Here is a 23,052-nt window from a genome sequence, read left to right as displayed (position 1 = left end):
TCCTCGTCGGGAACGGGGTCAGTCACAGGTCAAAAAAGCAAAGGCGGCACGATGCGCCGCCTTTACCGGTCAGATCAGAGAGAGGCCTTGTAGGCATCGGCATCGAGCAGAGCCTCAAGCTGGGCGGAATCGGTCACGCGCAGCTTGAAGATCCAGCCTTCACCTTCCGGATCGGCACCGACCAGCGTCGGCTCGTCGCTCAGCCGGGCATTGAACCCGGCCAGAACGCCGCTTACCGGTGCGTAGATATCAGAAGCCGCCTTCACGGATTCGACCACGGCAGCAGCGTCGCCCTGAGCGACTTCGGTGCCTTCGTCCTTGGCTTCGACGAAAACCAGTTCACCCAGCTCTTCAGCCGCATGGCCGGTGATACCGACGGTCGCGATCTCGCCTTCGAGACGGATCCATTCATGGGACGGGGTGTAATAGGTGGAGCTCATGATGACATCTTTCTCTGTGAGACGGTTTTCAGCGTTTGAAACCGGGGGGAACGAAAGGCAGGGCGCGGACCTGGACCGGCACAAACTTGCCGCGCAGCGCACCGTAAAGAACCGTGCCGATCGCAGAATGGCCGGTGGCGACATAGCCCATGGCCACGGGAGCGTTCACGCTCGGACCAAAGGCGCCTGACGTGACCACGCCAACCTTCTGCGTGCCTTCGGCATCGGCAAAAAGCTCGGTGCCGCCGCGAACCGGCGCACGGCCTTCAGCCGCCAGACCGACGCGCAGACGCGAGACGCCATCGCGGGCCTGCGTCATGATGATTTCGGCACCCGGATAGCCACCGGCACGGGCGCCGCCCTCACGGCGGCTTTTCTGCATGGCCCAGGTAAGCGCGGCCTCAACCGGGGTCGTGGTCTCGTCGAGGTCATTGCCATAGAGGCACAGGCCCGATTCGAGACGCAGGCTGTCACGGGCACCGAGCCCGATCGGCAGCACACGCTCATCAGCCAGAAGGGCGCGGGCAATCTGCTCGGCATGCTCGGCGGGAATGCCGATCTCGAAACCGTCTTCGCCCGTGTAGCCCGAGCGCGTGACCGTGCAGCGCACGCCATCCACATCCGCCTCGATCGCATCCATGAAGCGCATCGCTTCGGCCTGCGGGCAGAGATCAGCCAGAACATGCACGGCTTCGGGCCCCTGCAGGGCAAGAAGCGCACGATCGGCCAGAGGCTCGATCACAATACGGTCACCAAGGGCTGCCTGCATCAGCGCGGTGTCGGCCTCCTTGCAGGAGGCATTGACGACCACGAACAGCCAGTCGCCCATATTGGCGACCATCAGATCGTCGCGAATGCCGCCTTTTTCATTGGTCAGAAACCCGTAACGCTGGCGGTTGGCACAGAGCCCGGCCAGGTCGACAGGAATGAGGGATTCGAGCGCCAGGGCGGCGTCTTCAAGCGTGCCTGTACGAGGCGTGACGCGAAGCTGGCCCATATGGGACACATCGAAAAGACCGACCTTGCCTCGCGTGTGCAGATGCTCGGCCATCAATCCGGCCGGATATTGCAGGGGCATGGAATAGCCCGCGAACGGCACCATACGGGCGCCCAGTTCGAGATGGAGGGCATTCAGCGGCGTGAGAAGAAGCGCGTCGGACATAGGGCAGAATCCCCCGGAGGCAGGAAACGAGAAAAATCGTCGCCCCTTCTGTCGCCTTTGCCTGAGATCGCTATCCCGTCGGCGGACACCTCATCAAGGTGCCTCTCTCCAGAAGTTCCAGCCGATCGCGGTCCTTTTGCCTGAGAGTTTCCGGGGCGGTTGCTCCTTCGGCGCCGGAAAAAGTGTCCGGTCTCTCCCGTGAATCGGTGTTTACTCTTCGCAGAATTAGGGCTGAAAAGTCAATTCTGTAAACGAAAGGGATTTCAAGTCATGTCACAGCATTTCACGGTCATCGCAGAGTTTGCTGCCCCCGCCGAGAGCTTCGACGCCTTCCTGGAAATCTGCCGTTATGACAGCGACCGCTCGCTGGCCGACGAAGAAGGATGCCTGACCTTCGATGTGCTGACCCAGCAGGATGCTTCGGACATCATTGTCCTGCATGAAGTCTATACGGGGCGCCCGGCTTTCGACGCCCATCTCAAGACGCCCCATTTCGAGAAATTCGCCGCAGCCCTGCGCGATCTCAGGATCGAGGAACGCAATGTGCGCTTCTTCACGCGCCAGCATCCCTGAGTGCTCCGCTCCGGCGCTTCGGAATAAAAGAAGGGGCTGCAAGGCCCCTTTTTTATGCGCCCACTACTCTCTATTGCCCGTCGCGCCATGCAGCATGACTCATCCGTAACGACCCGAACCCCGTCCGGAGGGTTTTCGTGACACGGGGCCTCGCCTAGTCTGTCTTTTTGGGTTTCCTGCGTGACTGAGACAGCATGACACCGTTTTCCAGTTTCCTGCCGTCTGTGGCGCCGCCATCCCCTTCGCGCGAGGCCATTCTGCGAGCCTCACGCCTGCCAGAGGCCGAGGCCCTCGCAGCCCTTCTGGTCGCGGCGACACTGGGTGAACCCTATCTGGAGCAGATCGACCAGCAGGCGCGCTTTCTGGCCACTCGCCTGCGCGAAAGAGCCAGCACCAAAGGTGTCGAGACCATGGTGCAGGCCTTTCCCCTCACCTCCCCCGAAGGCACAGCCCTGCTGACGCTCGCCGGCAGTCTTCTGCGCATTCCCGATGCGGCCACGCGTGATGCGCTGATACGGGACCAGATCGGACAGGGCGCCTGGCTGCAGCAGGGCGGACAGGACCATCCTTTTTTCCTCAATGCGGCGAGCTGGGCGATGTCCACTTCGTCACGCCTCCACGCGCTGACGGGCGGCTTGCGCAGCCTCGCCCTGAAAAGCGGCGCGCCTTTCATCCGGCACGGGGTCGAGCGTGCCATCACGATGATGGGCACCCAGTTCGTACTGGCTGACACGCTGGCCCAGGGACTCAGGCGCAGCCGCAAGGCCGAGCAGGAAGGCTTTTCTCACGCCTATGCGCCCTTGCGTGAAACAGCGCGGACGCCAGAAGACGCCGATCAGGCACGCCAGGAAGCGCTGACCATGGTCGAGACGCTGGGCCGCCATGGACGCGGGCAAACCCTATACGAACGCCCGTCACTTTCTTTCAGACTGTCCTCGCTGCACCCGCGCTTCGAACGGTCCCAGACCGCGCAGGTCATGGAAGAATTGCTGCCTTTTCTGACCCTCCTCGCGTCGAGGGCCAAGGCCGCCAATATTTTCCTGATTGTCGATGCCGAAACCAGCGAGACGCTCGATCTCAGTCTCGACCTGTTCGACCGGCTCTGCCGCCTGCCCGAATTGTCGGGTTGGGACGGGCTCTCTTTTACCGTGCAGGCCTATGACAAGCGGGCACTCCCCCTCATCGAGCATCTCATCACATCAGGCATCGAAACCGGTCGGCGCGTGGGGCTGAGACTGGTGAAGGGTGCCTATTGGGACCACGAGATCCGCCAGAATCAGGCGCAGGTGACGCGTGACTATCCGGTCTTTACCCGCAAATGTCATAGCGATATCAGCTATATTGCCTGCGCCAAACGGGCGCTCGAGGCGCCTGAAGCGCTTTATCCGCAATTTGCCACCCATAATGCGCGCAGCATCGCGACCATTCAGGCAATCGCCGGGCCATGGGCGCCGGGTCTCTACGAATTCGGCTGCCGACACGGCATGGGCGAAACGCTTCTGGCCCCGCTGGTGCAACCCCGTCAGGCCGGTATTGCCTGTCGGATCCTGACCCCCATCGGCCCGGACAGCCACCTTGCCTCCTTTCTTGTGCGTCGCTTGATCGAGGCAGGCTCTGCCTCCTCGTTTCTCAATCAGGCCTATGACAGGCTCATCACGCTCGATGCCCTGATTGCAGACCCCGTCGCTCAGGCACGTATCATTGTGCCGCGCGGCATGCCGAACACGGATATTCCCCTGCCCTGCGACCTGACCATGCCCGAACGGCAGAGTGCCATCGCCCCCGATCTCACGAATGATGCCACCCTTGCCCAGCTTGCTGAGTGTCTGCCCGGGACGACATACCCTCGTCAGGCCGTGCCCATGGGACCGACCATGCCGCGGGCCGAGGGGCGGCCCCATGCGATCATCAACCCGGCAGCTCACGCCGATCGCGTCGGTATCGCGCTTTATGCACGACCACGCGATATCGATGCGGCGCTCAACGCTGCCGAGACCGATCAGATCTGGCGCCGCACCGAACCCGACGATCGCGCTGCCCATCTCGACCGGATGGCCGACGCGCTGGAACAGGACCAGACAGCCCTGCTGAACCTGCTCGTCAGAGAGGCAGGCAAGACCATTGCCAATGCCTCTGACGAACTGCGCGAGGCGGTGGACTATCTGCGCTACTACGCCGCCCAGCTTCGCAGCCTTTCCGAAAGAGGCCTGGTCGGCGCCCCGCTTGGCACGATCCTGTGCATCAGCCCCTGGAACTTCCCTCTTGCGAGCTTCACCGGGCAGATTGCCGCCGCCCTTGCCGCGGGCAATGTGGTGATTGCCAAACCGGCGGAAGAAACACCGTTGATCGCCGCACATGTCGTCACCCTGTTTCTTCAGACGGGCCTGCCCCCTCGCGCGCTCCAGCTTCTGCCGGGCGAGGGGAATGTGGGCGCCTCTCTCGTTGCGGATTCACGCATAGACGGTGTGCTCTTCACCGGCTCGACTGCCGTGGCCAAGACGATCAGCCGTGAATTGCTTGGCCGCACAGGGCGCACCGGCCAGCCCGTGCCGCTTCTGGCCGATACGAGCGGGCAGAATGCCATGCTGGTCGACAGCACGCTGTCGCCCCAGCGGGTCATTCCCGATATTCTGGCATCGGCTTTCGACAGCGCAGGCCAACGCAGCGCCTCGCTGCGTGTGCTTCTGGTGCAGGAAGAAGGCGCCGATGCGCTGATAGAGGCGCTCAAGGCAGCCATCAGCGCACGTCATGTCGGCGCGCCCGATCAGCTGCGTTGCGATATGGGGCCCGTTATCTCGGCGGGTGCCCGCATACGCATCGAAGCGCATATCGACCGCATGAGACGGGCGGGCTATCGCGTCTGGCAACCCGATCTGCAGGCCGAAACGCTGAACGGTCATTTTGTGGCGCCTACCCTCATAGAAATTGGTCGCGTGGCCGATATCGGTCTCGAGGTGTTCGGCCCTGTGCTGCATATCAGACGCTATGCCCGTCATGAGCTCGACGGGGTGATCGATGCGCTGAACGCAACCGGCTATGCGATGACCTTCGGTGTGCAGAGCCGCCTGCATGAGACGCTCGAACGCGCCACGTCCCGCAGCCGCGCGGGGAATATCTACGTCAATCGCTCGATGATCGGGGCAAGTGTTGGGATGCAGCCCTTCGGAGGGCGTGGTCTTTCCGGCTCGGGGCCGAAGCTTGGCGGGCCGCTTTTCATGCCACGGCTGATGCATGGTGCGCCCTGCCCGCTTGCCCCCACCACAGAAACCCCTGTGCCTTCGGCAGCGCGTGCCTTTCTGGCCTTTCTCGAACCACGAGACCCGCCTTCGGCCCGCAAGGTGCGCGCCGTGATCGCCCATGGGCTTTGCGGCCTCAGCCTGGATCTGCCCGCCGCCACGGGTGAGACGAATCGCTACAGCCTGCGTCCGAAAGGCGTCGTGCTTTGCGCCTGTGAAAGCTGGCCCGCCTTGCTGCACGCGGTCGGCCTTGCCCTTGGCACGGGCAATACCGTGCTGGTTCTGGCGCCGGATCCAGCGGTGGAATGGCTGCGTCAGGTCTCACGCCAGCTCGCCAATCTGATCACCCGCGTCAATCCGGGCGCCCTGCCGGAATGCGATGTGATGCTGATCCAGCGCGGCGCGGAAAGCGCTGAACAGGCAGCGCTCACCATCACGGCGCGTGAGGGCATGGTGGTGCCGGTTTATGACCTCGACACTGTGCGACCCGAATGGCTGCTGAGTGAAACGGTGGTCACCATTAATCATGCCGCGATCGGCGCCGATCTTGCCCTTGTAACCCGGGTGTGACGCGCGCATCGGTTGGGAAAGCGGGCAGGCAGTTGCGATAAAACCCTTAATATGGGTTGTCACGAGGGACAGTTTCCATTTTGGTAATGAACCGTTTCAGCTGCAGCCCTTTCCCGGAGTATCCCTGCTTGACCATCCGTCTTTTCCGCGCCGGTACGTTTCTGACCGTCCTGCTGCTAGGCACGCGCGTTCTGCCTGCACTGGCCGCCCAGCCCCAGCCCGAAGCCGCGCCTCTTCCCTCGCCGCTGCCTCAGGCCAAGGATGTCGCTTTTCCCGGCACGCTCAAGCTGAGCGTCGATGCGACCGATCTCGACCATCATGTCATGACCATGCATGAGACGCTGCCCGTGCCGCAATCGGCACGCGAAGCGGGTGAGCTGGTGCTGCTTTATCCGAAATGGATCCCGGGCGGTCACGCGCCTGAAGGCACGATCACCCAGCTTGGCGGGCTGACCATCAGCTCTGAGGGCAAACCTCTCACCTGGCTGCGCGACCCGGTCGATGTGTTCGCCTTTCATGTGCCCGTCACCAAGGCGCAGACCCAGATCGATGTCGATTTCAAGCTGCTCTCGCCCGTGAGCGACAATGAGGGCCGTGTCGTCATGACGCCCCATATCGTGAACGTGCAGTGGAACGAGGTATCGCTTTACCCGGCTGGCTATTACTCACGCGACATTCCCGTGCAGGCCAGCGTGAAGCTGCCGCATGGCTGGCAGGCCGCCACAGCGCTGCGCCCCGTGGGCGCCGCCACTGGCGACACCCTGACTTTTGGCACCGTGCCCTTCAACACGCTGGTCGACTCCCCGATCTTCGCAGGTGCCTATTTCAAGAAGGTCGCGCTGAATGCCCCGGGCGGTGTGCCGGTCACGCTCAACATGGTGGCCGACAAGCCGGGCGATCTGGCGTATGACGATGCCGAACTGCAGATCCATCGCAATCTGGTCACCCAGGCGCTGCTGACCTTTGGCTCGCAGCATTACGCGCATTACGACTTCCTGATGGCGCTGACTGATGAGCTGGGCCGCATCGGTCTTGAGCATCACCAGTCGAGCGAAGACAGCGTGAGCGAAGACTATTTCACGGACTGGAAGCATTCCTTCCCGCAGCGCGATCTGCTGGCGCATGAATACACCCATTCCTGGAACGGCAAGTATCGCCGCCCGGCCGATCTGTATGGTGCCACCTTCAATGCCCCGCAGCGCGGCTCGCTGCTCTGGGTCTATGAGGGCCAGACCGAGTTCTGGGGCAATATTCTTGCCGCACGTTCGGGCCTCGTCAGCAAGGAACAGGGTTTCGACTCCCTCGCCCTCATGGCTGCCACCTATGACGCCCAGTCTGGCCGCACCTGGCGCCCGGTGGCCGACACGACCAATGACCCGATCATCGCGCAGCGTTCGCCGCTCTCATGGCGTGATTTCCAGCGTTCGGAAGATTATTATGTCGAGGGTCAGCTGGTCTGGCTCGACGCCGACATGATGATCCGCAAGCTCTCGCATGACACGAAATCGCTCGATGATTTCGCCAAGGCGTTTTTCGGCACCAATGATGGCAGCATCATTGTCAGCACCTATACGTTCGATGACGTGGTTCTGACCCTCAACAAGGTTGTGCCCTATGACTGGGCCAAGTTCCTGCATGAGCGCATCAGCACCGTTCAGAAGCGCGCGCCCCTGAACGGCCTCGAAGCCTCTGGCTACAAGCTGGTCTATACCGACAAGGAAAACGATTTCGGCGAGCAGAGCGGCAAGAACTACCACCGCCTTGGCCTGCGCTTCTCACTGGGCCTGATAATCAACCCGAAGAACGGCGCTCTGGGCACGGTGGCCTGGGACAGCCCTGCCTACAAGGCTGGCCTTGCCATTCATGACGTGATCGTGGCCGTCAACGGTGACGCCTTTACGCCAGAAGGTCTGATCGACGCCGTGAAAACCGCCAAGACGGACAGGAAGCCCATCACGCTGCTGATCAAGACCGACACGCATTTCCGCACCGTCTCGATCCCTTACTATGACGGTCTGCGCTCTCCCCATCTCGAGCGCATCCCGAACACCCCGGATCGCCTGACAACGCTGTATTCAGCACGTCACTGATCTTCTCCACCGAGAGGTTGCCCATCGAGGCAGCCTCTCGCAAAGCGGTTCAGGAAAAGACCCTTCAGAGTCATGCCGCGCAGGACGAAAGATAAATGATTTCGATGTCATTTATTTGAAAATGACATTCTCTTTGAAAGATATATTTTCTACTTATTGATAAAAATTCGATAGATTTGGACGAAATTTCCAATATCTCACCTGATTTCAACCGCCAGATATCACGCTCTCCCGGACCCTTCGGTCACGGCGCAGCGATGAAATTGAACTCCAGCCTCTGCCCCGGTACGTCAAAACGGGGCTTGAGGCGCAGCGTCATGGCAGGCCGGGCCGGGCCGAGGGCTTCGGCGATGATCCGCTGGCAGGAGACGAAGATGCTGCTATCGGGGATCATGTAAGCCAGATGGGTAATGTCTTCAGGAAGCAAACCGTTGGTGGCCAGAATTTCCCGTATGCGGGCCAGCGCGTTCTGGCATTCCTCGATCAAGCTGTCAGGCACCTGTCCATCGGCGCCAAGTCCTGTCACACCATAGACAGTCACGCTGTCCTGCAGGACAGGACGGGAAGAAGAGGAGAAATGATCGTGCATGAGCCGGAGCATATCGCACATTCCTGAAACTGCCCATCGCTTATGCGCGAAGGCTCCCATTATGGGCCGGTCTCTTCACGCCTCCTGCGCCAGCTGGGAAGGGCTTGGCGTGCTGCTTACCGGAGCGTCCGGCTCTGGCAAGTCGAGCCTTCTGTTGCGCCTTGTCGAGTCCGGCTTCGCCCTTGTAGGCGACGATCAGATCGTGCTGCAGCAGACCATAGCCCGCCCGGCCCCCGCCCTCGCAGGGATGATTGAAGTACGCGGGCTGGGCATCGTGCAGATGCCCTATCTGCCTGAAGCCGCCATCGTCCTGCGGGTCGAACTGGGGCGAAACACCCCCATCCAGCGCCTGCCGGAGAAGACCATCGACCCGCTGACGGGCGCCTGGAGCCTGACACTCGATGCCTTCCATGCCGATGCCGTGGCGGTCATACGCACGGCCCTGCGCTGCATTCGCGGCGATCTCACATTGCTTTGTGGCGTGAACGGGGGAATGGCGACTGCAAACCCTCTCCCCAAAAAGCATGAAGAAAGCTAATGTCACGCCATGTATCCCGGCTTTGATGACAGGAGAGACGGTCTGTGATTCCCGCGCGACGCGTTCTGCTGGTCACCGGGCTGTCCGGCGCTGGCAAATCTTCCATTCTGCGCATTCTTGAAGATCTCGGTTACGAAGTGACCGACAACCCACCGCTGAACCTGCTCGATGCGCTTGTGGCGCGCACGGAACACCCGCTCGCCATTGGCATCGATGCCCGCACGCGCGGTTTTGAGGCGCGTGCCGTGCTTGAGGCGCTGACCAAACTGCGCGCCCAGCCCGGGCCGCAACATGTCGAACTGATCTACGCTACGGCCGAGACCGATGTGCTGCTCCGTCGCTTCACCGCGACACGCCGCCGTCACCCGCTCGATGCCAATACAGGCAGCGGCCCCGGCCTCATGGCCAGCATCGAGCAGGAAATCGGTCTGCTCATGCCCCTGAGAAGCGCTGCCGATCTCGTGATCGACACATCAGATCTGCCGCCACCCGATCTGCGTCGGCTGATCGAGTCGCGATTCGGCCATCAGAATGATGGCGACTCGATGACAACGACCCTTCTTTCTTTCGCCTATCCAGCGGGCCTGCCCCGTGAGGCCGATCTTGTTTTCGATGCGCGTTTCCTGCGCAACCCGCATTACGACGACGCCCTGAAGGCCATGACCGGGCTTGAGCAGGACGTGCGCGAATACGTACGACGTGACCCCGATTACGATCTTTTCTTTTCGCAGATCCTTGGATTGCTCAAACTTGTATTACCTCGTTTCGTGGCCGAGGGGAAAAAGCACGCGACAATCGCCATTGGCTGCTCGGGCGGTCAACACCGCTCTGTAACACTTGTTGAAGAGATTGCTGCCGCGTTAGGGAACTCTGACGACATTACACTCTTGTCAGATGGGCCAATCGCCGTCATGCATCGGGAACTGGCACGGCAGGGACGCAGCTCATGGCGATGGGTTCGCCCCCCTCAGCACCGTGTCACGTCGGATGAACAGACACGGACAGAGCCGTCTTGATAACCGCGAGTGATGACCAATATGTCATGGGGTCGCCAGATTTCTGGCGTCACAGCCCCCTTGAAGGAAGGCCCCGATGATCGGGATCGTTCTTGTCACCCATGGTTCTCTCGCCCAGTCTCTCATTGAAATCGTGACCCATGTGGTTGGCCCGCAGGTCCAGATGGCGGTCATGGGCATCATGCCCGACGATGATATCGCTCTCACCCGTGCCCAGCTCACCGCCGCCATCAATGCCGTTGATACCGGCGATGGCGTTCTGCTTCTGACCGATATCTTCGGCAGCACCCCCTCCAATCTCGCGCTTTCCCTGCGGCATGAAGGCCGTGTTGAGGTTCTGGCTGGCGTCAATGTGCCGATGCTGGTCAAGCTGGCCAAGACACGCTGCACACGCAGCCTGGCCGAATGCGCCGAGCTGGCGACTATGGCCGGCCGCAAATATATCGCCGCCGCCTATCAGCTGCCTGAGTCCTGTTTGCAAGGCGGCAAAAGCTGTGAAATGGTGGTCAATACCACCATGAGCTATGTCCCTCCCATTTCCCCGCTATTGACGCCCCTGCGTCAGGTCGCCCGATGAGCGCAGGCCCGACGCTGGAACGCGATGTGACCATCGTCAACCGGCTCGGCCTGCATGCCCGCGCCGCAGCGAAATTCGTCACGCTTGCTGAAAGCTTCGATGCCGTCATCGACGTGAGCCGTCATGACCAGCGCGTTTCGGCGCTGTCGATCATGGGGTTGATGATGCTTGGCGCCGGTCGTGGCGAGATGGTCCGCATTCAGGCAAGCGGCCCACAGGCCAGCGCGGCCATCGATGCGCTGATCATTCTCGTCTCCGACGGCTTTGGCGAACGTGATTAAGAGACTGCGCCGCCCGTCGAGCGACATTACCCTGCCCGACGACCGGCCCATGAAAATCCTGCAGGGTACAGGCATTTCCGCCGGAATCGTCATTGCGCGGGCAAGCCTCGCTCATGAGCGCCCTCTGCCAGTCATCGAGGCCGTACCGTCGCAACTGCCCGCCGAGGCAGAAAGCACACGTCTCGATCAGGCCATCGCCCTGACCCTCAAGCAGCTCAAGAAACTGCGCGGCAAGCTGACCAGCCTGCCCGATGAGGGCCGGATCGAAATCGATGCAATGCTCACGGTCTATGAGCGCATGCTCAACCATTCGCGACTGGTACGCGCCGCCTATCGACGCATTGCCGAAGACGGATTGACGGCAGAGGCCGCCGTTCAACTCGAAAGCGAGACACTGGCCGCCCAGGCTGGGCCTCAGCCCGGCATGCCGGAAGAGGAAATCGAAGGCGCAAGGCGGCGCGAAGGCGAGTTTCGAGAGGTGGCCCGCAGGCTGCTCCGCAATCTGACCGGCGTGTCATTTCGCGCTTTTTCCGATATTCCGGGCGGGTCGGTTCTGGTGGCAGAGCAGATTCGCCCCGCCGATGCTGCCGTCATCGATCCGAACCGCATCGCTGCCGTGCTGTCGGAAGGCGGCGGCGCGACAGATCATACGGCCATCATGCTGCGTGCGTTGAACGTGCCTGCCGTGCTGGCCGTGCCTGAACTGACCAGTCTCGTCGAGGATGGCAGTCTGCTGATTGTCGACGGATCGAGCGGGCGGGTCATCATCAACCCTGATTCCTCGACGCTCGCAGAAGCCCGCTCGGCCATGGCCGAGGAAGCAAAGGAACGCAAGGGCATTGGCCGCCTGCGCCGCCTGCCGAGCCGCCTGATCAGCGGTGAAGATGTCGAGCTTCTGGCCAATATCGAGATCGCCAACGAACTGCCCCTGCTGCACCGCAATGGTGCGGCGGGAATCGGCCTTCTGCGTACCGAATTCCTGTTCGATGAGAGCGAGCCTTTGCCCGACGAAGACGGGCAATATGCCGTCTATGCCGGGCTGCTTGCCGACATGCAGGGCATGACGACGACCATCAGGGTGCTGGACTGGGGCGGCGAAAAGGGTCTGGCCCGGTTGAGGCAGCTTGGCATTCATGACGAGCAGGAAGAGGAAAACCCGGCGCTTGGCGTGCGAGGACTGCGCCTGCTGCTGCGCCACCCCGAAATTCTGGAAGCTCAGCTCTGCGCCATCCTGCGCGCCAGCCTGGAGGGGAAGTGCCGCATTCTGCTGCCTATGGTCAGCTCGGTAAATGAGGTGATCGCCACAAGGCAGATCTATGAACGCTGCGCCAGAAGACTGCGTCGTCGTGGAGTGAAGCTTCCCAATGACCTGCCCCCGCTCGGGGTCATGATCGAGACACCTGCAGCCGCCCTGACAGCGGGAGCTCTTGTGCGTCAGGCGGATTTTCTCGCGCTCGGCACCAATGACCTGACCATGTATACGCTGGCTGTCGATCGCTCGGCCTCAATGGGATCGGCGCTTTACACGGCGCTTCATCCGAGCCTGCTCAAGCTGCTGCGCTTATCCGTCGATGAAGCCCTGCGGGCACACCGCCCGATCTGTGTCTGCGGTGAGATGGCCGCTGACCCGCGCAGTGTCGCCCTGCTGATCGGTATGGGGCTGCGTTCATTCTCGATGTCAGCGGCCTCGCTTCCGGCCGTCAAACGCATGATACGCTCCCTGAGCATCGACGCTTGCGATGATCTCTATCGCCGGGCAATGCTGGTCGAAGACCCCATCCAGCTTACGGAACTGGTGCGTAGCTTCGCCTGCTGATTTTTGCTTGTCAGAGAAGCAGGCCGTCGGGTGCGTTTGCACCCCCAGCCGTGCGAGCGTGAAAGCACCATGACCGGGGCGTGAGGCCATCGGTTATGGTGCCGGAGAGTGGTCATTCAGACCACTGCCTCCAGTCTCTCAAACGGAAATAGTCTCTTAGTGGCGGAGTTCTTCCGGCACCTTGCCGCCGTTTTCGGCCAGCTTCTGCATGACCTGACGGATCAGCCATACATTCATGGCGGCGCTGTCTTCGGTGCTTTCCGAGTAATGCAGCTCCTGCGCCAGATGCTTGCGTGCGTCGAGAGAGCTGTCCATGTCGAGCAGCTTCAGCAGATCGACGATGGAGGTCCGCCAGTTCAGGGGCTGGCCTTTCTCGGCAGCAAGACGTGTCAGGACGGCATCGACATCGACAGGCGTACTCGGTGCCGAAGGTGTGGCGGATGAGGCATTGGTATCAATTGGTGACGCGGCAGTGCTGCCCGCCGAACCGCTTGCCGGTGCCGCTTCGGCGTGGCCGAAGATCTTCGTCATGATCGTGCTGAAAATGCCCATTATGGCTCTCCCTGACGTACGATGCCCGAATCACGCTTCTTGTCGCATATTTCTGAATATTTCATGTCGTAACCAAAAGTGACATGTTGCTTCAGGGCATCAATTGAACTGGAAAATACCTTATCGTCCTGAACGTATAAAGGTTTTCTCTTGCATAGTGATTTTTTTGACACAGCAATGAGGCGCGCATGCCTCATTGCTGAGACGCTGACAGCCGTATAGGCGGAGTTTTCCGCCATTTCAGAGGATCAGCCCGCGCTATGTCGCCCAGCCCAGATGTCCATTTTATTTCCGGCCTTCCGCGCTCGGGCTCGACCCTGCTTTCCGCCCTGCTCTCGCAAAACCCGGCCCTCGTCACATCGGGCCGATCCTCCCCGGTAGCGCCCATGATCCTGCGCGTATCGTCCCTCATGGCTGAAGGTGAATATGCGGGCGATTTCGATGCCAGAAAGCGCGACCGTGTGCTGCGCCAGATTCTCGACAGCTATTACGCTTCGGGCACTGAGCGACGGGTCATCATCGACACCCATCGCGACTGGTGCGCCCGGCTGGGGCTGATCGACACAATCTTTCCTGCGGCAAAAGTCATCTGCTGCGTGCGCGACCCGATCTGGATCATGGACTCGCTTGAGCGCCTGATCGTTCGTGACCCCATTCTCTCATCGCATCTCGTACCGATCGGCAAGCGCGCCACGCAGCATGACAGGCTCGACCATCTGCTCTCTGCCGATGGCGTCTTCGGCTATGCCTGGCGGGTGCTGATCGAGGCGTTTCACGGGCCATTCGCCAACCGGCTCATTCTGGTCGATTACGACTATCTCGCCCGTTACCCCAAGGCCACGCTGGCCACTCTTACGCGGGAGCTCGGCCTGCCCGCTCATGACTATGATTTCGCGCATGTCGAAAGCCATGATCACACGGCGTTCGATCAGGCACTCTCCACACCGGGCCTGCATCAGCTTCGCCCGAAAGTCAGCTTTGAAGAGAGGCGCTGCATCCTGCCGCCCGCTGTGCAGGAGACCCTGGCTGGCGGCATGTTCTGGCGTCGGCCTCAGGCGGGAGAAAGCGGGGTGCGCATTCTCGCCTGAGACGGCGTATGCTCAGAAGACGAGAACCGTCTTGCCGATGCTTGTGCCAGCCTCGCTGTCACGATGCAGCGCCATCAGGGTTTCGGCAGAAAGCCCCGTCACGCGCCGATGCTCTGTCGGCACCAGATCGCCCGCCTGAACCAGAGACGAAACCTGCTCGAGAATATCATGCTGGCGCGCCTTGTCCGGCGTGGCGAAAAGAGAGCGCGTGAACATGAATTCCCACGAAATCACGGCGCTCTTGCGTTTGAACCCCATGATATCGAAATGCGCCGGATCGTCGATCAGGCTGAGATGCCCCTGCGGTGCCAGGATTTCCTCATAGGTTTTCTGATGCTGGTCGCTGGCTGTCAGAGACGCGATATGGCTGACATGCTCAAGGCCAAGCGCCCTGATCTGAGCCGCCATGTCACCACGATGATCGATGACATGATGCGCGCCCATCTTCTCGACCCATTCACGCGTTTCGGGGCGTGATGCCGTGGCGATAATTGTCAGCCCTGTCAGCTTGCGCGCAATCTGGATCAGTATCGACCCAATCCCACCGGCACCGCCTACGACAAGGAGCGCGCCAGAGGTCAGATGAGTGACCGAAAGACGGTCAAAGAGCATTTCCCACGCTGTCACCGCGGTAAGGGGCAGAGACGCTGCCTGCCCCCAGTCCAGCCCCTCGGGCATGTGGCCGACCAGTGTTTCCTCAACAAGCTGCTGTTCGGCATTACTGCCCTGGCGCATCAGCGCGCCTGCATAGAAAACACGATCACCGGGTCGGAAATGGCTGACATCTGGCCCGACAGCCTCGACGATTCCGGCAGCGTCCCAGCCCAGAACACGCCAGTCATCGCCCTCAAGCGCGCCAGCGCGATGGCGTATCTTGGTATCGACCGGGTTGATCGAGACCGCCTTGACCCGCACGAGCAGATCACGCCCCTCCGGCGCTTCCGGATCGGGAAGCTCGATATCCTGCAGGATGTCAGGCGCACCGGGCGCCTTGTAGCCGACCGCTTTCATGCGGATCTCCCTTTTCGTGAAAACACGCTGAAGAGAGAAGCCTAGCACAGCCCCCACACCCGAAGCAGCATTCTGTCACTTCGGGCAGGATCAAACTCAGGCGGGGCGCACCAGCTCGTACAAGGCGACAGCCGCAGCGTTGGATACGTTCAGGCTCTCCATATCGCCGGGCATGTAAACGCTGGCGATTTCGTCACAGCTCTCACGTGTCAGGCGGCGCAGACCTGCCCCTTCGGCCCCCAGCACCAGCGCCACACGACGCCCCGCATAGCTCGGGCCGTTCAGCACCGAACCACCGGCGTCGAGCCCGACAGTCCAGAGACCGGCATTCTGCAACTGGGCGATGATGCGTGACAGATTGACCTCGCGCAGAACCGGCACGACATCGAGCGCGCCTGAGGCTGCCTTGGCCAGCGCGCCCCCTTCCTGCGGGGTATTGCGATCCTGAACCACCAGTGCCGCCGCACCGAAAGCAGCCGCAGAGCGCAGGATAGCCCCGATATTGCGCGGGTCAGTTACCTGATCGAGAATCAGCAGCGGGCCTTCACGACCTTCAAGGACCTCATCAAGAAAAGGCGGGGTCAGGGGTTCGACACGCAGACATACACCCTGATGCACCGCATCGCGCTCGCAGAGCAGATCGAGACGCTGGCGCTCCACCACATTGGGGGAAATGCGGATGGGCGCCTGTTTGGATTCGAGCGCCGATAATCCCTCTTTCGTCACCAGCAGTTCATGCAGATGACGATCCGGGTTACGCAGGGCGGCTTCTACCGCATGCAGCCCGTACATCCAGTAGCCACTGGCCGCGGCGCGCCCCTCGGCGGAGCGGCCCGAACGGCCTGAAGGAGAACGGGGAGAGGGCGAGCGTGAGGGGCGTTTCGACATGAGGGCACTTCTAGAGGAACCCTCTCATCATGCAACAAAAATGAAGAATTCCCGTTGACACCAGTCCTGATCCGCCATATTTCCCGTGCCGACCCGGAGAGGTGCCCGAGTGGTTAAAGGGGGCGGACTGTAAATCCGCTGGCTTGCCTACGTTGGTTCGAATCCAACTCTCTCCACCAGGTCCCCTTCCTGACAATCCGATCATGATCCAAGCGCTTTCATGGCGATTGCCGGGCCTCGCCTCAGGCTCGTTCTGCAGGGCTTTCTTCCTCCCGCTCTTCCCTGTTTGCAGGGAGCGTCTTGCTGCGGCGGGCCGCCTTCGACCCCACTCCTCCTTTTTTGCTCATCTTCCCTGGCCGTGCCGCATTGCGCGCAATGCGCTGCACGTTACACACTCTCCTCATCGTTACGGAGACGGATAAACCGTCTCCCTGCCCGGGCGACGCAGCTTGTCTTGCGCGACCGTGAGTTTGAGGAGTGGATTGGTGATGGGTTCTGGTTTGGCATCACAACGCGATATGACCCGCGCGAAAGAGGCGCGTCCTGACCGCTCGAAAATGGCCCGGCTAAGCCTTGCCTGTCTCGGGCTGGCCTGTTTTGGCCTGAGTGCGGCCCATGCAGAACCGCGCAAGGTCATTCTCGACGATGACGGCTTTGCACTCGCGCAATGGATGGTCATCAAGGCCCCTGATGTTCAGGTCATGGGGGTCACGACCGTGACTGGCGACGCCTGGGCGAAAGAGGCGACAGCCGATGCCCTGCGCGGTGTGGAAATTGCCGGGCGTCCGGATCTGCCGGTCTATACCGGCGCCAGCTTTCCACTGGTCAACACGGAAGCGCAGACAGAACGCTGGGAAGCCCTCTATGGCAAGATGGTCTGGAAAGGCGTCTGGATGAAGCACTGGGTGGAGCCCACCCTGCAGAAGCTCCCGCCCTATCATGGGCCCGATGTCGTGCCGGATCTGCCCCAGGGCAACCCGACCATCAAGGCGCAATCGGAGCGTGCAGCAGATTTCATGATCGACATGGTGCATCGCTATCCGCATCAGATCTCGATCATCGCGACCGGCCCTCTGACCAATCTTGCGCTGGCCCAGCGCCTCGACCCGCAATTTGCGTCTCTGGCGAAAGAACTGGTCTATATGGGGGGCAGCCTCAACCCGCGACAGACGCGCCCCGATGAGGTCGCCCATCAATTTGCCCGTGAGTTTCTGAATACACCAAGACGCGAATTCAATATCCGCTTCGACCCCGAAGCAGCCAGCATTGCCCTGCGGGCACCCTGGCCGAAAATCACCATGATCCCGGTCGATCCTTCAACGGATACCGAACTGACGCCTGCCCTGCTCAAGCGCCTTTCGCGCTCCGACACCCCTGTTGCCCGGTCGCTCAAAACGCGCGAGCCCGGCTTTCCCCTCTGGGATGAGATAGCAGCGGCCGTCTGGCTCGACCCAAGCCTGATCACGCAGAAGGCAGATCTCTATGTCGATGTGAACACGCAGTTCAGCGCCTCTTATGGCGATATCCTCTCCTGGTCGCCCGGCTATCAGCCCGGTCTTGGCGAGGGCAGAACCATCGTGGTGCAGAGAATCGACATCCCCCGCTTCGAGGACCTCATCGACCGCCTCGTCGCAGCCCCCCAGAAGCCCCTCAGCGGCAGACCTCTGCCCTGATCAGCCCGATCTGTGCCGGGGTGTAGACTTGATCCGCCCCGGCACCGCACCTTGATTCCGGCTCTAACCGCCGAAGCGAGGCGAAGAAAGCGGCTCGAGAAGAGGGATACAGATACGCCGCCCCTGCATCCCTCCCTGACAGGATGCCCTGCAGAAGCGGCAAAGTGGACCTAAATCCGGAGCGCTCTACCGCCTCCCGGTTGCGATCTGGTCTCTCCATGGGGAATCTGCCCCGCGACGGGCGCAGGTGGCGCTGGCGACTTTCTGGCCGTAGGCGAGCGCCTGATGCAGGGCATCGGCTGACGGGTGGCCCAGTGTCTCAGGGGTGAGCAGGTTTTCTTCATGCAGGCCTGCAAGAAACCCGGCCATGAAGCTGTCTCCGGCCCCTACCGTATCGACAACCTCAGTCGGGATGGCCTTGGCATGAGCGTGCGAAACGCGGCTCCATCCGCTGACACCATCCTTGCCATGGGTGATCACCACCACCCGCGCCCGATGCCGGAGCCAGTCTGCCGCCGCGGCCTCATGCGATATTTCCGGAAAAAGCCAGTCAAGATCGGCACCACTGATCTTGATGATATCAGCGGCCCGAAGCAGCCTGTCGATACGCGCCCGGTAGCCTGCCTCGTCGCGCACCAGCGAAGCGCGGATATTGGGGTCAAAACTCACCAGCCTTGTGCCACCAGCCTCGCGCAGAAAGAGCGTCTCATAGGCTGACGCCGTGGGCTCGCGTATGAGCGCGATCGAGCCGAAATGCAGTGTTCCGACCCCGGACAGTGCCAGATCGGAGGGCATGGCCTCACAGATGCGGTCAGCCGCGCCCTCATCGTAAAAAGCATAGACCGGCTCTGCCTGATCGAGGCTGACGAAACCGAGGGTCGAAGGCGCCTCCAGCCGCTGCAGAAAGCGCTGCCCGACCCGGCTCTCCGTCAGACCAGCCACAAACTGGTCGCCGAAAAGATCGGTCGAGACGGCGCAGCCATACTCTGTCGGCACCCCGAGCCTGCCCAGGGCTCGCGCCACATTATAGGACGACCCACCCAGACAAGGGCGATACGCCGCCCCTCCTTCTGCCTGCACGGGAATGAAATCGATCACCGCCTCGCCGAGGCAGAGAACAGAGTGGGTCATTGCTGTCTTTCCGTCCGCAAGAGCGGGTTATGCGCGGCAATTGTGAAAAGGTGCCGGACTCAGGCCCCTGCTGCCGTTGCCTCGAAAACCGCAGAAGCTTCCGTCGTCTGGGGGTCAGAGAACAGTTGCTCGGCGACAACCGGGCTGAAGGTGAAAGTGTCACAGCCGAGGGAGGCGAGACGGGCCATGTCTTCGGCATGGCGCAGGCTGGCCACCAGCAGGCGTGTCGTCGTGCCTGTCGAACCGAGAATGGCCTGCATCTCGCTGATCACGGCCAAGGCATCGCGACCGCTATCGTTGATACGCCCGAAATAGGGAGCCACATAATCCGCTCCGGAAGCGGCAGCCGTCAGGGCCTGATGGGCCACATAGACCGCCGTCAGGGTCGTTCGCACACCGCGCGCATGCAGCGCCGCAACGGCACGGATGCCGTTCTCGGTAATCGGCACCTTGACCACAAGACGGGGGTCGAGCGCGGCAAGAGCGAGGCCGGTCTCGATCAGGGCATCGGTTTCTGTACCCCAGCACTGGGCCTGAACTTCCTGCACCGGATAGGTCAGGATCTCCTGCATCAGCGGCGCAATGTCATCGAAGCTGCTGCGTAGTCCGGCGCGATCGAGAATGGTCGGGTTGGTGGTGACACCATGAAACAGACCGGTCGGCAGCCAGCGGGCCAGGGCCTCGCGGTCAGCTGTATCGAGAAATAATCTTACACCCGGACGGGCACCCGGCTCGGCTCTCTGGACCATTCGACTCTCCTGAATTCAGCAATGATAGCAGGGAGAATACGTACTTTTGTCCTATTGTCAGGACACATGTTAGAATGAGCGAACACATATGCGTCACCCGGAAAAAGCGGGGCGCTAAGGCTGCGGAAAAGACGACCATGACGCGAGTGAAGCGGATGCAGGGCAAGGGCGTGACGTCTGACAAGGCTACGCGGCTTCGTGTGGCCTGGATGTATTACGATCGCAGGATGACCCAGAGAGACATCGCCGAAGCGCTGGGTCTGGCTCGCACCACGGTTATCCGCCTGCTGGAGGAGGTCCTGCGTCGGGGTGAGGTGCAGATCTGGATCGCCACCGATTCAGAAGAAAGTCTCAGCCTTGCCGCCGATCTGGAGGCACGCTTTGGCCTGGCAGAGGCGATCATCGTGCCGCAAGCGCGTGATCAGGACGAGGCAACACGTTCCGTCGGGGCCGCGCTGGGGCGCTTTCTCTCGGAGACGGTGCATGAGGGCATGAGTCTTGGCGTTGGCTGGGGCCGCACCCTTACTGCCTCACTGGGCAGTTTTCGCCCCTTACGCCTGGCCGATACAAGGGTCATTTCCCTTCTTGGCGGCATGATCGAAGCCGGGCACGAAAACAGCACTGATTATGCCTGGCAACTCGCCAGCCGGATGGGGGCGGAGTGCTTTCTCTATCCGGCGCCGCTTCTGGTCGATTCGGCGGAGACAGCGCGTGTCCTGCGCGAGAAATGCGGGCTTGATCGGATCGATCAGATGGCCGCCTCGCTCGACATGGCGATCGTGAGCGTCGGCGATATCGGCGCAGAGGCCACGTCATTGTCGCGCGGCCTTATTTCCGCAGCGGAATACGAACGTCTCATCGAGCGTGGCGCGCTATGCGATGTGATGTGTCATGCGCTCGATGGTCAGGGGCGTGAAATCGACCACCCTCTCAATCGCCGCATCATGTCTGTGGCGCTCTCTGTTCTAGCTGAAACGCGCCATCTGGTGATCGCCTCGGGCGGCGTGAGCCGAGCCCCCGCCATTTTTGCTGCGATCAGAAGATTAGGCTGCCATACGCTCGTGACCGATATCGGCGCGGCCCGCGCCCTGCTGGCCCTGGGGAACGATCTCTGACGAGCTGATCGCTTCCTGCGCAACAGGCACAAAAAAACGCCGCCCCCTGACAGAAAGGAGCGGCGTTCGAAACTGGCAGAAAGCAGCCGTTTATTTCAGCTTGGCATTGCACTGCGAGTAATACCCGCCGCCCTTCTGAATCCATTTCAGAGAGCCATTACCACCGCTCTGCTGGTTGGCATGATACTGGTCGAGGCAGGTCTTCATACGGGCCTTGCCTGCTGAAAGCTTGGCATATTGTGCCGATACGGCGGTGGGAAACACTACATTGCCAGACGACGCCGTGCTGGGCTTTGACGCAATACCTGCCCCGGGCGAAGCCGGTGCGTCGGTGGTGACCGGCTTGTCAGCGGCGGCCTCTTTCTCGGCAGCGGGCATATTCTGCTGCGCTGTCTGGGTCGAGACATCCCCACACTGGGCGGCCTTGAAATCCTTGTATTTCTGACCGTTCAGCGTGCCTGCCTTTTCAGCGGCCTGAAACTTCGCATGGCATTCCTTGGCGGTCAGCGCCAGAGCTGAAGGGCTGGCGAGCGCCGCCCCTCCGAGCATGAGACTGGCCAGAAGAGCGTGGCCATGTGAGCGTTTCAGTGCCATCGGTATTTCCCTTGAAGGACAATGCGGATCAGTTGATCCGCTCGCCATGAAGAACCATGTCCAGACCTTCGAGTTCCTCATCACGCGTGACACGCAGACCGATTGTGAGGTCGATTGCCTTGAGGATGATGAAGGTGAAGATCACGCACCAGACGATGGTCACGCCAACCGCTTCGGCCTGACGGACGAACTGGGCGAAGGAGCCCACCACACCGGCAGGGTTCGCATCGGTCGCCGAAAGCGGGCCATAGGCGAACACACCGGTCAGCAGCGCACCAACGATACCGCCCGTGCCATGAACACCAAAGGCGTCAAGGCTGTCGTCATAGCCGAGGCGCGGCTTGAGAATGGCAGACGCCCAGAAGCAGACCACACCGGCCACAAGACCAATGATCAGCGCCGGACCAGCGAGAACGAAACCGGCAGCCGGGGTAATGGCAACCAGACCGGCCACTGCACCCGAGATGATGCCCAGAGCCGTCGGCTTGCGCGAATGGATCCATTCTGCTGCCATCCAGGCCATGGCACCGCCTGCGGTCGCGATCTGCGTGGTCAGCATGGCCATGCCTGCACGCCCGTTGGCGCCACCGGCAGAACCTGCATTGAAGCCGAACCAGCCAACCCAGAGCAGCGAGGCACCAATGATGGCGTAGGTCAGGTTGAAGGGTGAGAGATCCTCATGCCCGTAGCCACGACGCTTGCCCAGAACCAGTGCCGCGACGAGACCGGCCACACCGGAATTGATGTGAACGACCGTGCCACCGGCGAAATCGACAGCGCCGATACCAGCCACCCAGCCAAGCGGGCTCCAGACCCAGTGAGCGATCGGGGCATAGACCACCAGCGACCACAGGATGGTGAACACGCAGAGTGCCGAGAACTTCATGCGCTCGGCAAAGCTGCCGGCAATCAGGGCGGGGGTGATGATCGCGAAGGTCATCTGGAACATGACCCAGACGCTTTCGGGGATGGTCATCGCCACCGGGTTGGCCGAATTGGCGCCCATGGTGAAGGCCTGATCGACACCCTTGCTGATATGCTCGGCAACGCCGTTCAGCATGAAGCGCGACATATCGCCGATCCAGGGCGTGCCCGTGCCAAAGGCAAGGCTGTAGCCCACCACAAGCCAGACAAGGCTCGCGATACAACAGATGGCGAAAGACTGGATGAGCGTGGCCAGCACGTTCTTCTTGCGCACCATGCCGGCGTAGAACAGGCCGACACCCGGAATGGTCATCAGCAGGACAAGAGCCGTGCTGACTAGCATCCACGAGGTGTCGCCGGTATCAATGGCGGCGGGCGCTGCAAAAGCGGGCAGCGGCATCAGGGCGAGGGAAAGAGGAGCAAGCGCCTTGTACATGCG

General features: G+C 61.4%; 21 protein-coding genes, 1 tRNA gene and 1 riboswitch. Of the genes, 12 read left to right on the top strand and 10 right to left on the bottom strand.

Annotation, left to right across the window (positions count from 1 at the left end):
- Positions 1-74: 74 nt before the first annotated feature.
- Together gcvH and gcvT are read right to left on the bottom strand one after the other, a co-directional pair.
- The gene (gene gcvH, locus AA105894_RS07775) at positions 75-440 is read right to left on the bottom strand and encodes a glycine cleavage system protein GcvH (RefSeq protein WP_188425796.1); all 366 of its coding nucleotides are present in this window, start codon (positions 438-440) and stop codon (positions 75-77) included.
- Positions 441-468: 28 nt separating this feature from the next.
- Positions 469-1,602: a glycine cleavage system aminomethyltransferase GcvT gene (gcvT, locus tag AA105894_RS07770; RefSeq protein ID WP_267311217.1), complete on the bottom strand. Its 1,134-nt coding sequence runs from the start codon at positions 1,600-1,602 to the stop codon at positions 469-471.
- A 118-nt stretch (positions 1,603-1,720) separates the two neighbouring features.
- A riboswitch (glycine riboswitch) is annotated at positions 1,721-1,811 on the bottom strand.
- Positions 1,812-1,872: 61 nt separating this feature from the next.
- Between gcvT and AA105894_RS07765 the strand changes: the two genes are divergently transcribed.
- The 3 genes from AA105894_RS07765 (at position 1,873) to AA105894_RS07755 (ending at position 8,071) form a co-directional block, all read left to right on the top strand.
- Positions 1,873-2,175: a putative quinol monooxygenase gene (locus AA105894_RS07765; RefSeq protein WP_188425794.1), complete on the top strand. Its 303-nt coding sequence runs from the start codon at positions 1,873-1,875 to the stop codon at positions 2,173-2,175.
- Between the two features lie 194 nt (positions 2,176-2,369).
- Positions 2,370-5,981 (top strand): bifunctional proline dehydrogenase/L-glutamate gamma-semialdehyde dehydrogenase PutA, encoded by a 3,612-nt coding sequence (gene putA, locus AA105894_RS07760; RefSeq protein WP_267311216.1) that lies wholly within the window; start codon positions 2,370-2,372, stop codon positions 5,979-5,981.
- Between the two features lie 128 nt (positions 5,982-6,109).
- On the top strand, positions 6,110-8,071 hold the full coding sequence (locus AA105894_RS07755) for a M61 family metallopeptidase (RefSeq protein WP_267311215.1): 1,962 nt from the start codon (positions 6,110-6,112) through the stop codon (positions 8,069-8,071).
- Between the two features lie 244 nt (positions 8,072-8,315).
- Here the strand turns inward: AA105894_RS07755 and AA105894_RS07750 are convergent, their stop codons facing one another.
- On the bottom strand, positions 8,316-8,672 hold the full coding sequence (locus AA105894_RS07750; protein WP_188425791.1) for a RidA family protein: 357 nt from the start codon (positions 8,670-8,672) through the stop codon (positions 8,316-8,318).
- Between the two features lie 49 nt (positions 8,673-8,721).
- Here AA105894_RS07750 and AA105894_RS07745 point away from each other — a divergent pair, with 49 nt between their 5' ends.
- The 5 genes from AA105894_RS07745 (at position 8,722) to ptsP (ending at position 12,888) form a co-directional block, all read left to right on the top strand.
- Positions 8,722-9,198, top strand: coding sequence for an HPr kinase/phosphorylase (locus AA105894_RS07745; RefSeq protein WP_267311214.1), 477 nt, complete (start codon positions 8,722-8,724; stop codon positions 9,196-9,198).
- 44 nt (positions 9,199-9,242) lie between these two features.
- Positions 9,243-10,214 carry an RNase adapter RapZ gene (gene rapZ / locus AA105894_RS07740; RefSeq protein ID WP_267311213.1) on the top strand — a complete coding sequence of 324 codons (972 nt, stop codon included), beginning with the start codon at positions 9,243-9,245 and terminating at the stop codon, positions 10,212-10,214.
- A 76-nt stretch (positions 10,215-10,290) separates the two neighbouring features.
- Positions 10,291-10,791, top strand: a complete 501-nt coding sequence (locus AA105894_RS07735) for a PTS sugar transporter subunit IIA (protein WP_267311212.1) — start codon at positions 10,291-10,293, stop codon at positions 10,789-10,791.
- Entirely contained in the window at positions 10,788-11,072 is a 285-nt protein-coding gene (locus AA105894_RS07730) for an HPr family phosphocarrier protein (RefSeq protein ID WP_188425788.1), read from the top strand. The genes AA105894_RS07735 and AA105894_RS07730 overlap by 4 nt, the downstream gene beginning before the upstream one ends.
- Entirely contained in the window at positions 11,065-12,888 is a 1,824-nt protein-coding gene (gene ptsP / locus AA105894_RS07725; protein WP_267311211.1) for a phosphoenolpyruvate--protein phosphotransferase, read from the top strand. The genes AA105894_RS07730 and ptsP overlap by 8 nt, the downstream gene beginning before the upstream one ends.
- Positions 12,889-13,044: 156 nt before the next feature.
- Here ptsP and AA105894_RS07720 read toward each other — a convergent pair whose 3' ends face one another.
- On the bottom strand, positions 13,045-13,440 hold the full coding sequence (locus AA105894_RS07720) for a DUF3597 domain-containing protein (protein WP_267311210.1): 396 nt from the start codon (positions 13,438-13,440) through the stop codon (positions 13,045-13,047).
- 260 nt (positions 13,441-13,700) lie between these two features.
- On the opposite strand from AA105894_RS07720, the gene AA105894_RS07715 reads away from it, so the two are divergent.
- Entirely contained in the window at positions 13,701-14,528 is an 828-nt protein-coding gene (locus AA105894_RS07715; protein ID WP_267311209.1) for a sulfotransferase family protein, read from the top strand.
- A 12-nt stretch (positions 14,529-14,540) separates the two neighbouring features.
- Here the strand turns inward: AA105894_RS07715 and AA105894_RS07710 are convergent, their stop codons facing one another.
- On the bottom strand, positions 14,541-15,539 hold the full coding sequence (locus tag AA105894_RS07710; protein WP_267311208.1) for a zinc-binding alcohol dehydrogenase family protein: 999 nt from the start codon (positions 15,537-15,539) through the stop codon (positions 14,541-14,543).
- Between the two features lie 96 nt (positions 15,540-15,635).
- The gene (gene rlmB, locus AA105894_RS07705; RefSeq protein ID WP_188425784.1) at positions 15,636-16,427 is read right to left on the bottom strand and encodes a 23S rRNA (guanosine(2251)-2'-O)-methyltransferase RlmB; all 792 of its coding nucleotides are present in this window, start codon (positions 16,425-16,427) and stop codon (positions 15,636-15,638) included.
- A 95-nt stretch (positions 16,428-16,522) separates the two neighbouring features.
- On the opposite strand from rlmB, the gene AA105894_RS07700 reads away from it, so the two are divergent.
- Positions 16,523-16,606 (top strand) — tRNA-Tyr (locus tag AA105894_RS07700).
- Positions 16,607-16,915: 309 nt separating this feature from the next.
- The gene (locus AA105894_RS07695; protein ID WP_267311207.1) at positions 16,916-18,100 is read left to right on the top strand and encodes a nucleoside hydrolase; all 1,185 of its coding nucleotides are present in this window, start codon (positions 16,916-16,918) and stop codon (positions 18,098-18,100) included.
- A gap of 186 nt (positions 18,101-18,286) precedes the next feature.
- Here the strand turns inward: AA105894_RS07695 and AA105894_RS07690 are convergent, their stop codons facing one another.
- On the bottom strand, positions 18,287-19,231 hold the full coding sequence (locus AA105894_RS07690) for a carbohydrate kinase family protein (RefSeq protein WP_267311206.1): 945 nt from the start codon (positions 19,229-19,231) through the stop codon (positions 18,287-18,289).
- Positions 19,232-19,290: 59 nt separating this feature from the next.
- Positions 19,291-19,980: a transaldolase family protein gene (locus tag AA105894_RS07685; RefSeq protein ID WP_267311205.1), complete on the bottom strand. Its 690-nt coding sequence runs from the start codon at positions 19,978-19,980 to the stop codon at positions 19,291-19,293.
- Between the two features lie 74 nt (positions 19,981-20,054).
- On the opposite strand from AA105894_RS07685, the gene AA105894_RS07680 reads away from it, so the two are divergent.
- A complete protein-coding gene (locus AA105894_RS07680) occupies positions 20,055-21,095 on the top strand; it encodes a sugar-binding transcriptional regulator (RefSeq protein ID WP_267311204.1) in 1,041 nt (346 codons plus the stop codon).
- A gap of 90 nt (positions 21,096-21,185) precedes the next feature.
- Here AA105894_RS07680 and AA105894_RS07675 read toward each other — a convergent pair whose 3' ends face one another.
- Complete coding sequence (locus AA105894_RS07675; RefSeq protein WP_267311203.1) at positions 21,186-21,689, bottom strand: hypothetical protein; 504 nt, start codon at positions 21,687-21,689, stop codon at positions 21,186-21,188.
- Positions 21,690-21,717: 28 nt separating this feature from the next.
- Positions 21,718-23,049: an ammonium transporter gene (locus AA105894_RS07670; protein ID WP_304500469.1), complete on the bottom strand. Its 1,332-nt coding sequence runs from the start codon at positions 23,047-23,049 to the stop codon at positions 21,718-21,720.
- Positions 23,050-23,052 lie beyond the last annotated feature (3 nt).

The organism is Asaia spathodeae NBRC 105894, assembly GCF_025994195.1.
GTDB lineage: Bacteria > Pseudomonadota > Alphaproteobacteria > Acetobacterales > Acetobacteraceae > Asaia > Asaia siamensis.
The sequence above is the reverse complement of the archived record's forward strand: the minus strand, read 5'-3'. Positions and strand labels throughout refer to the sequence as shown.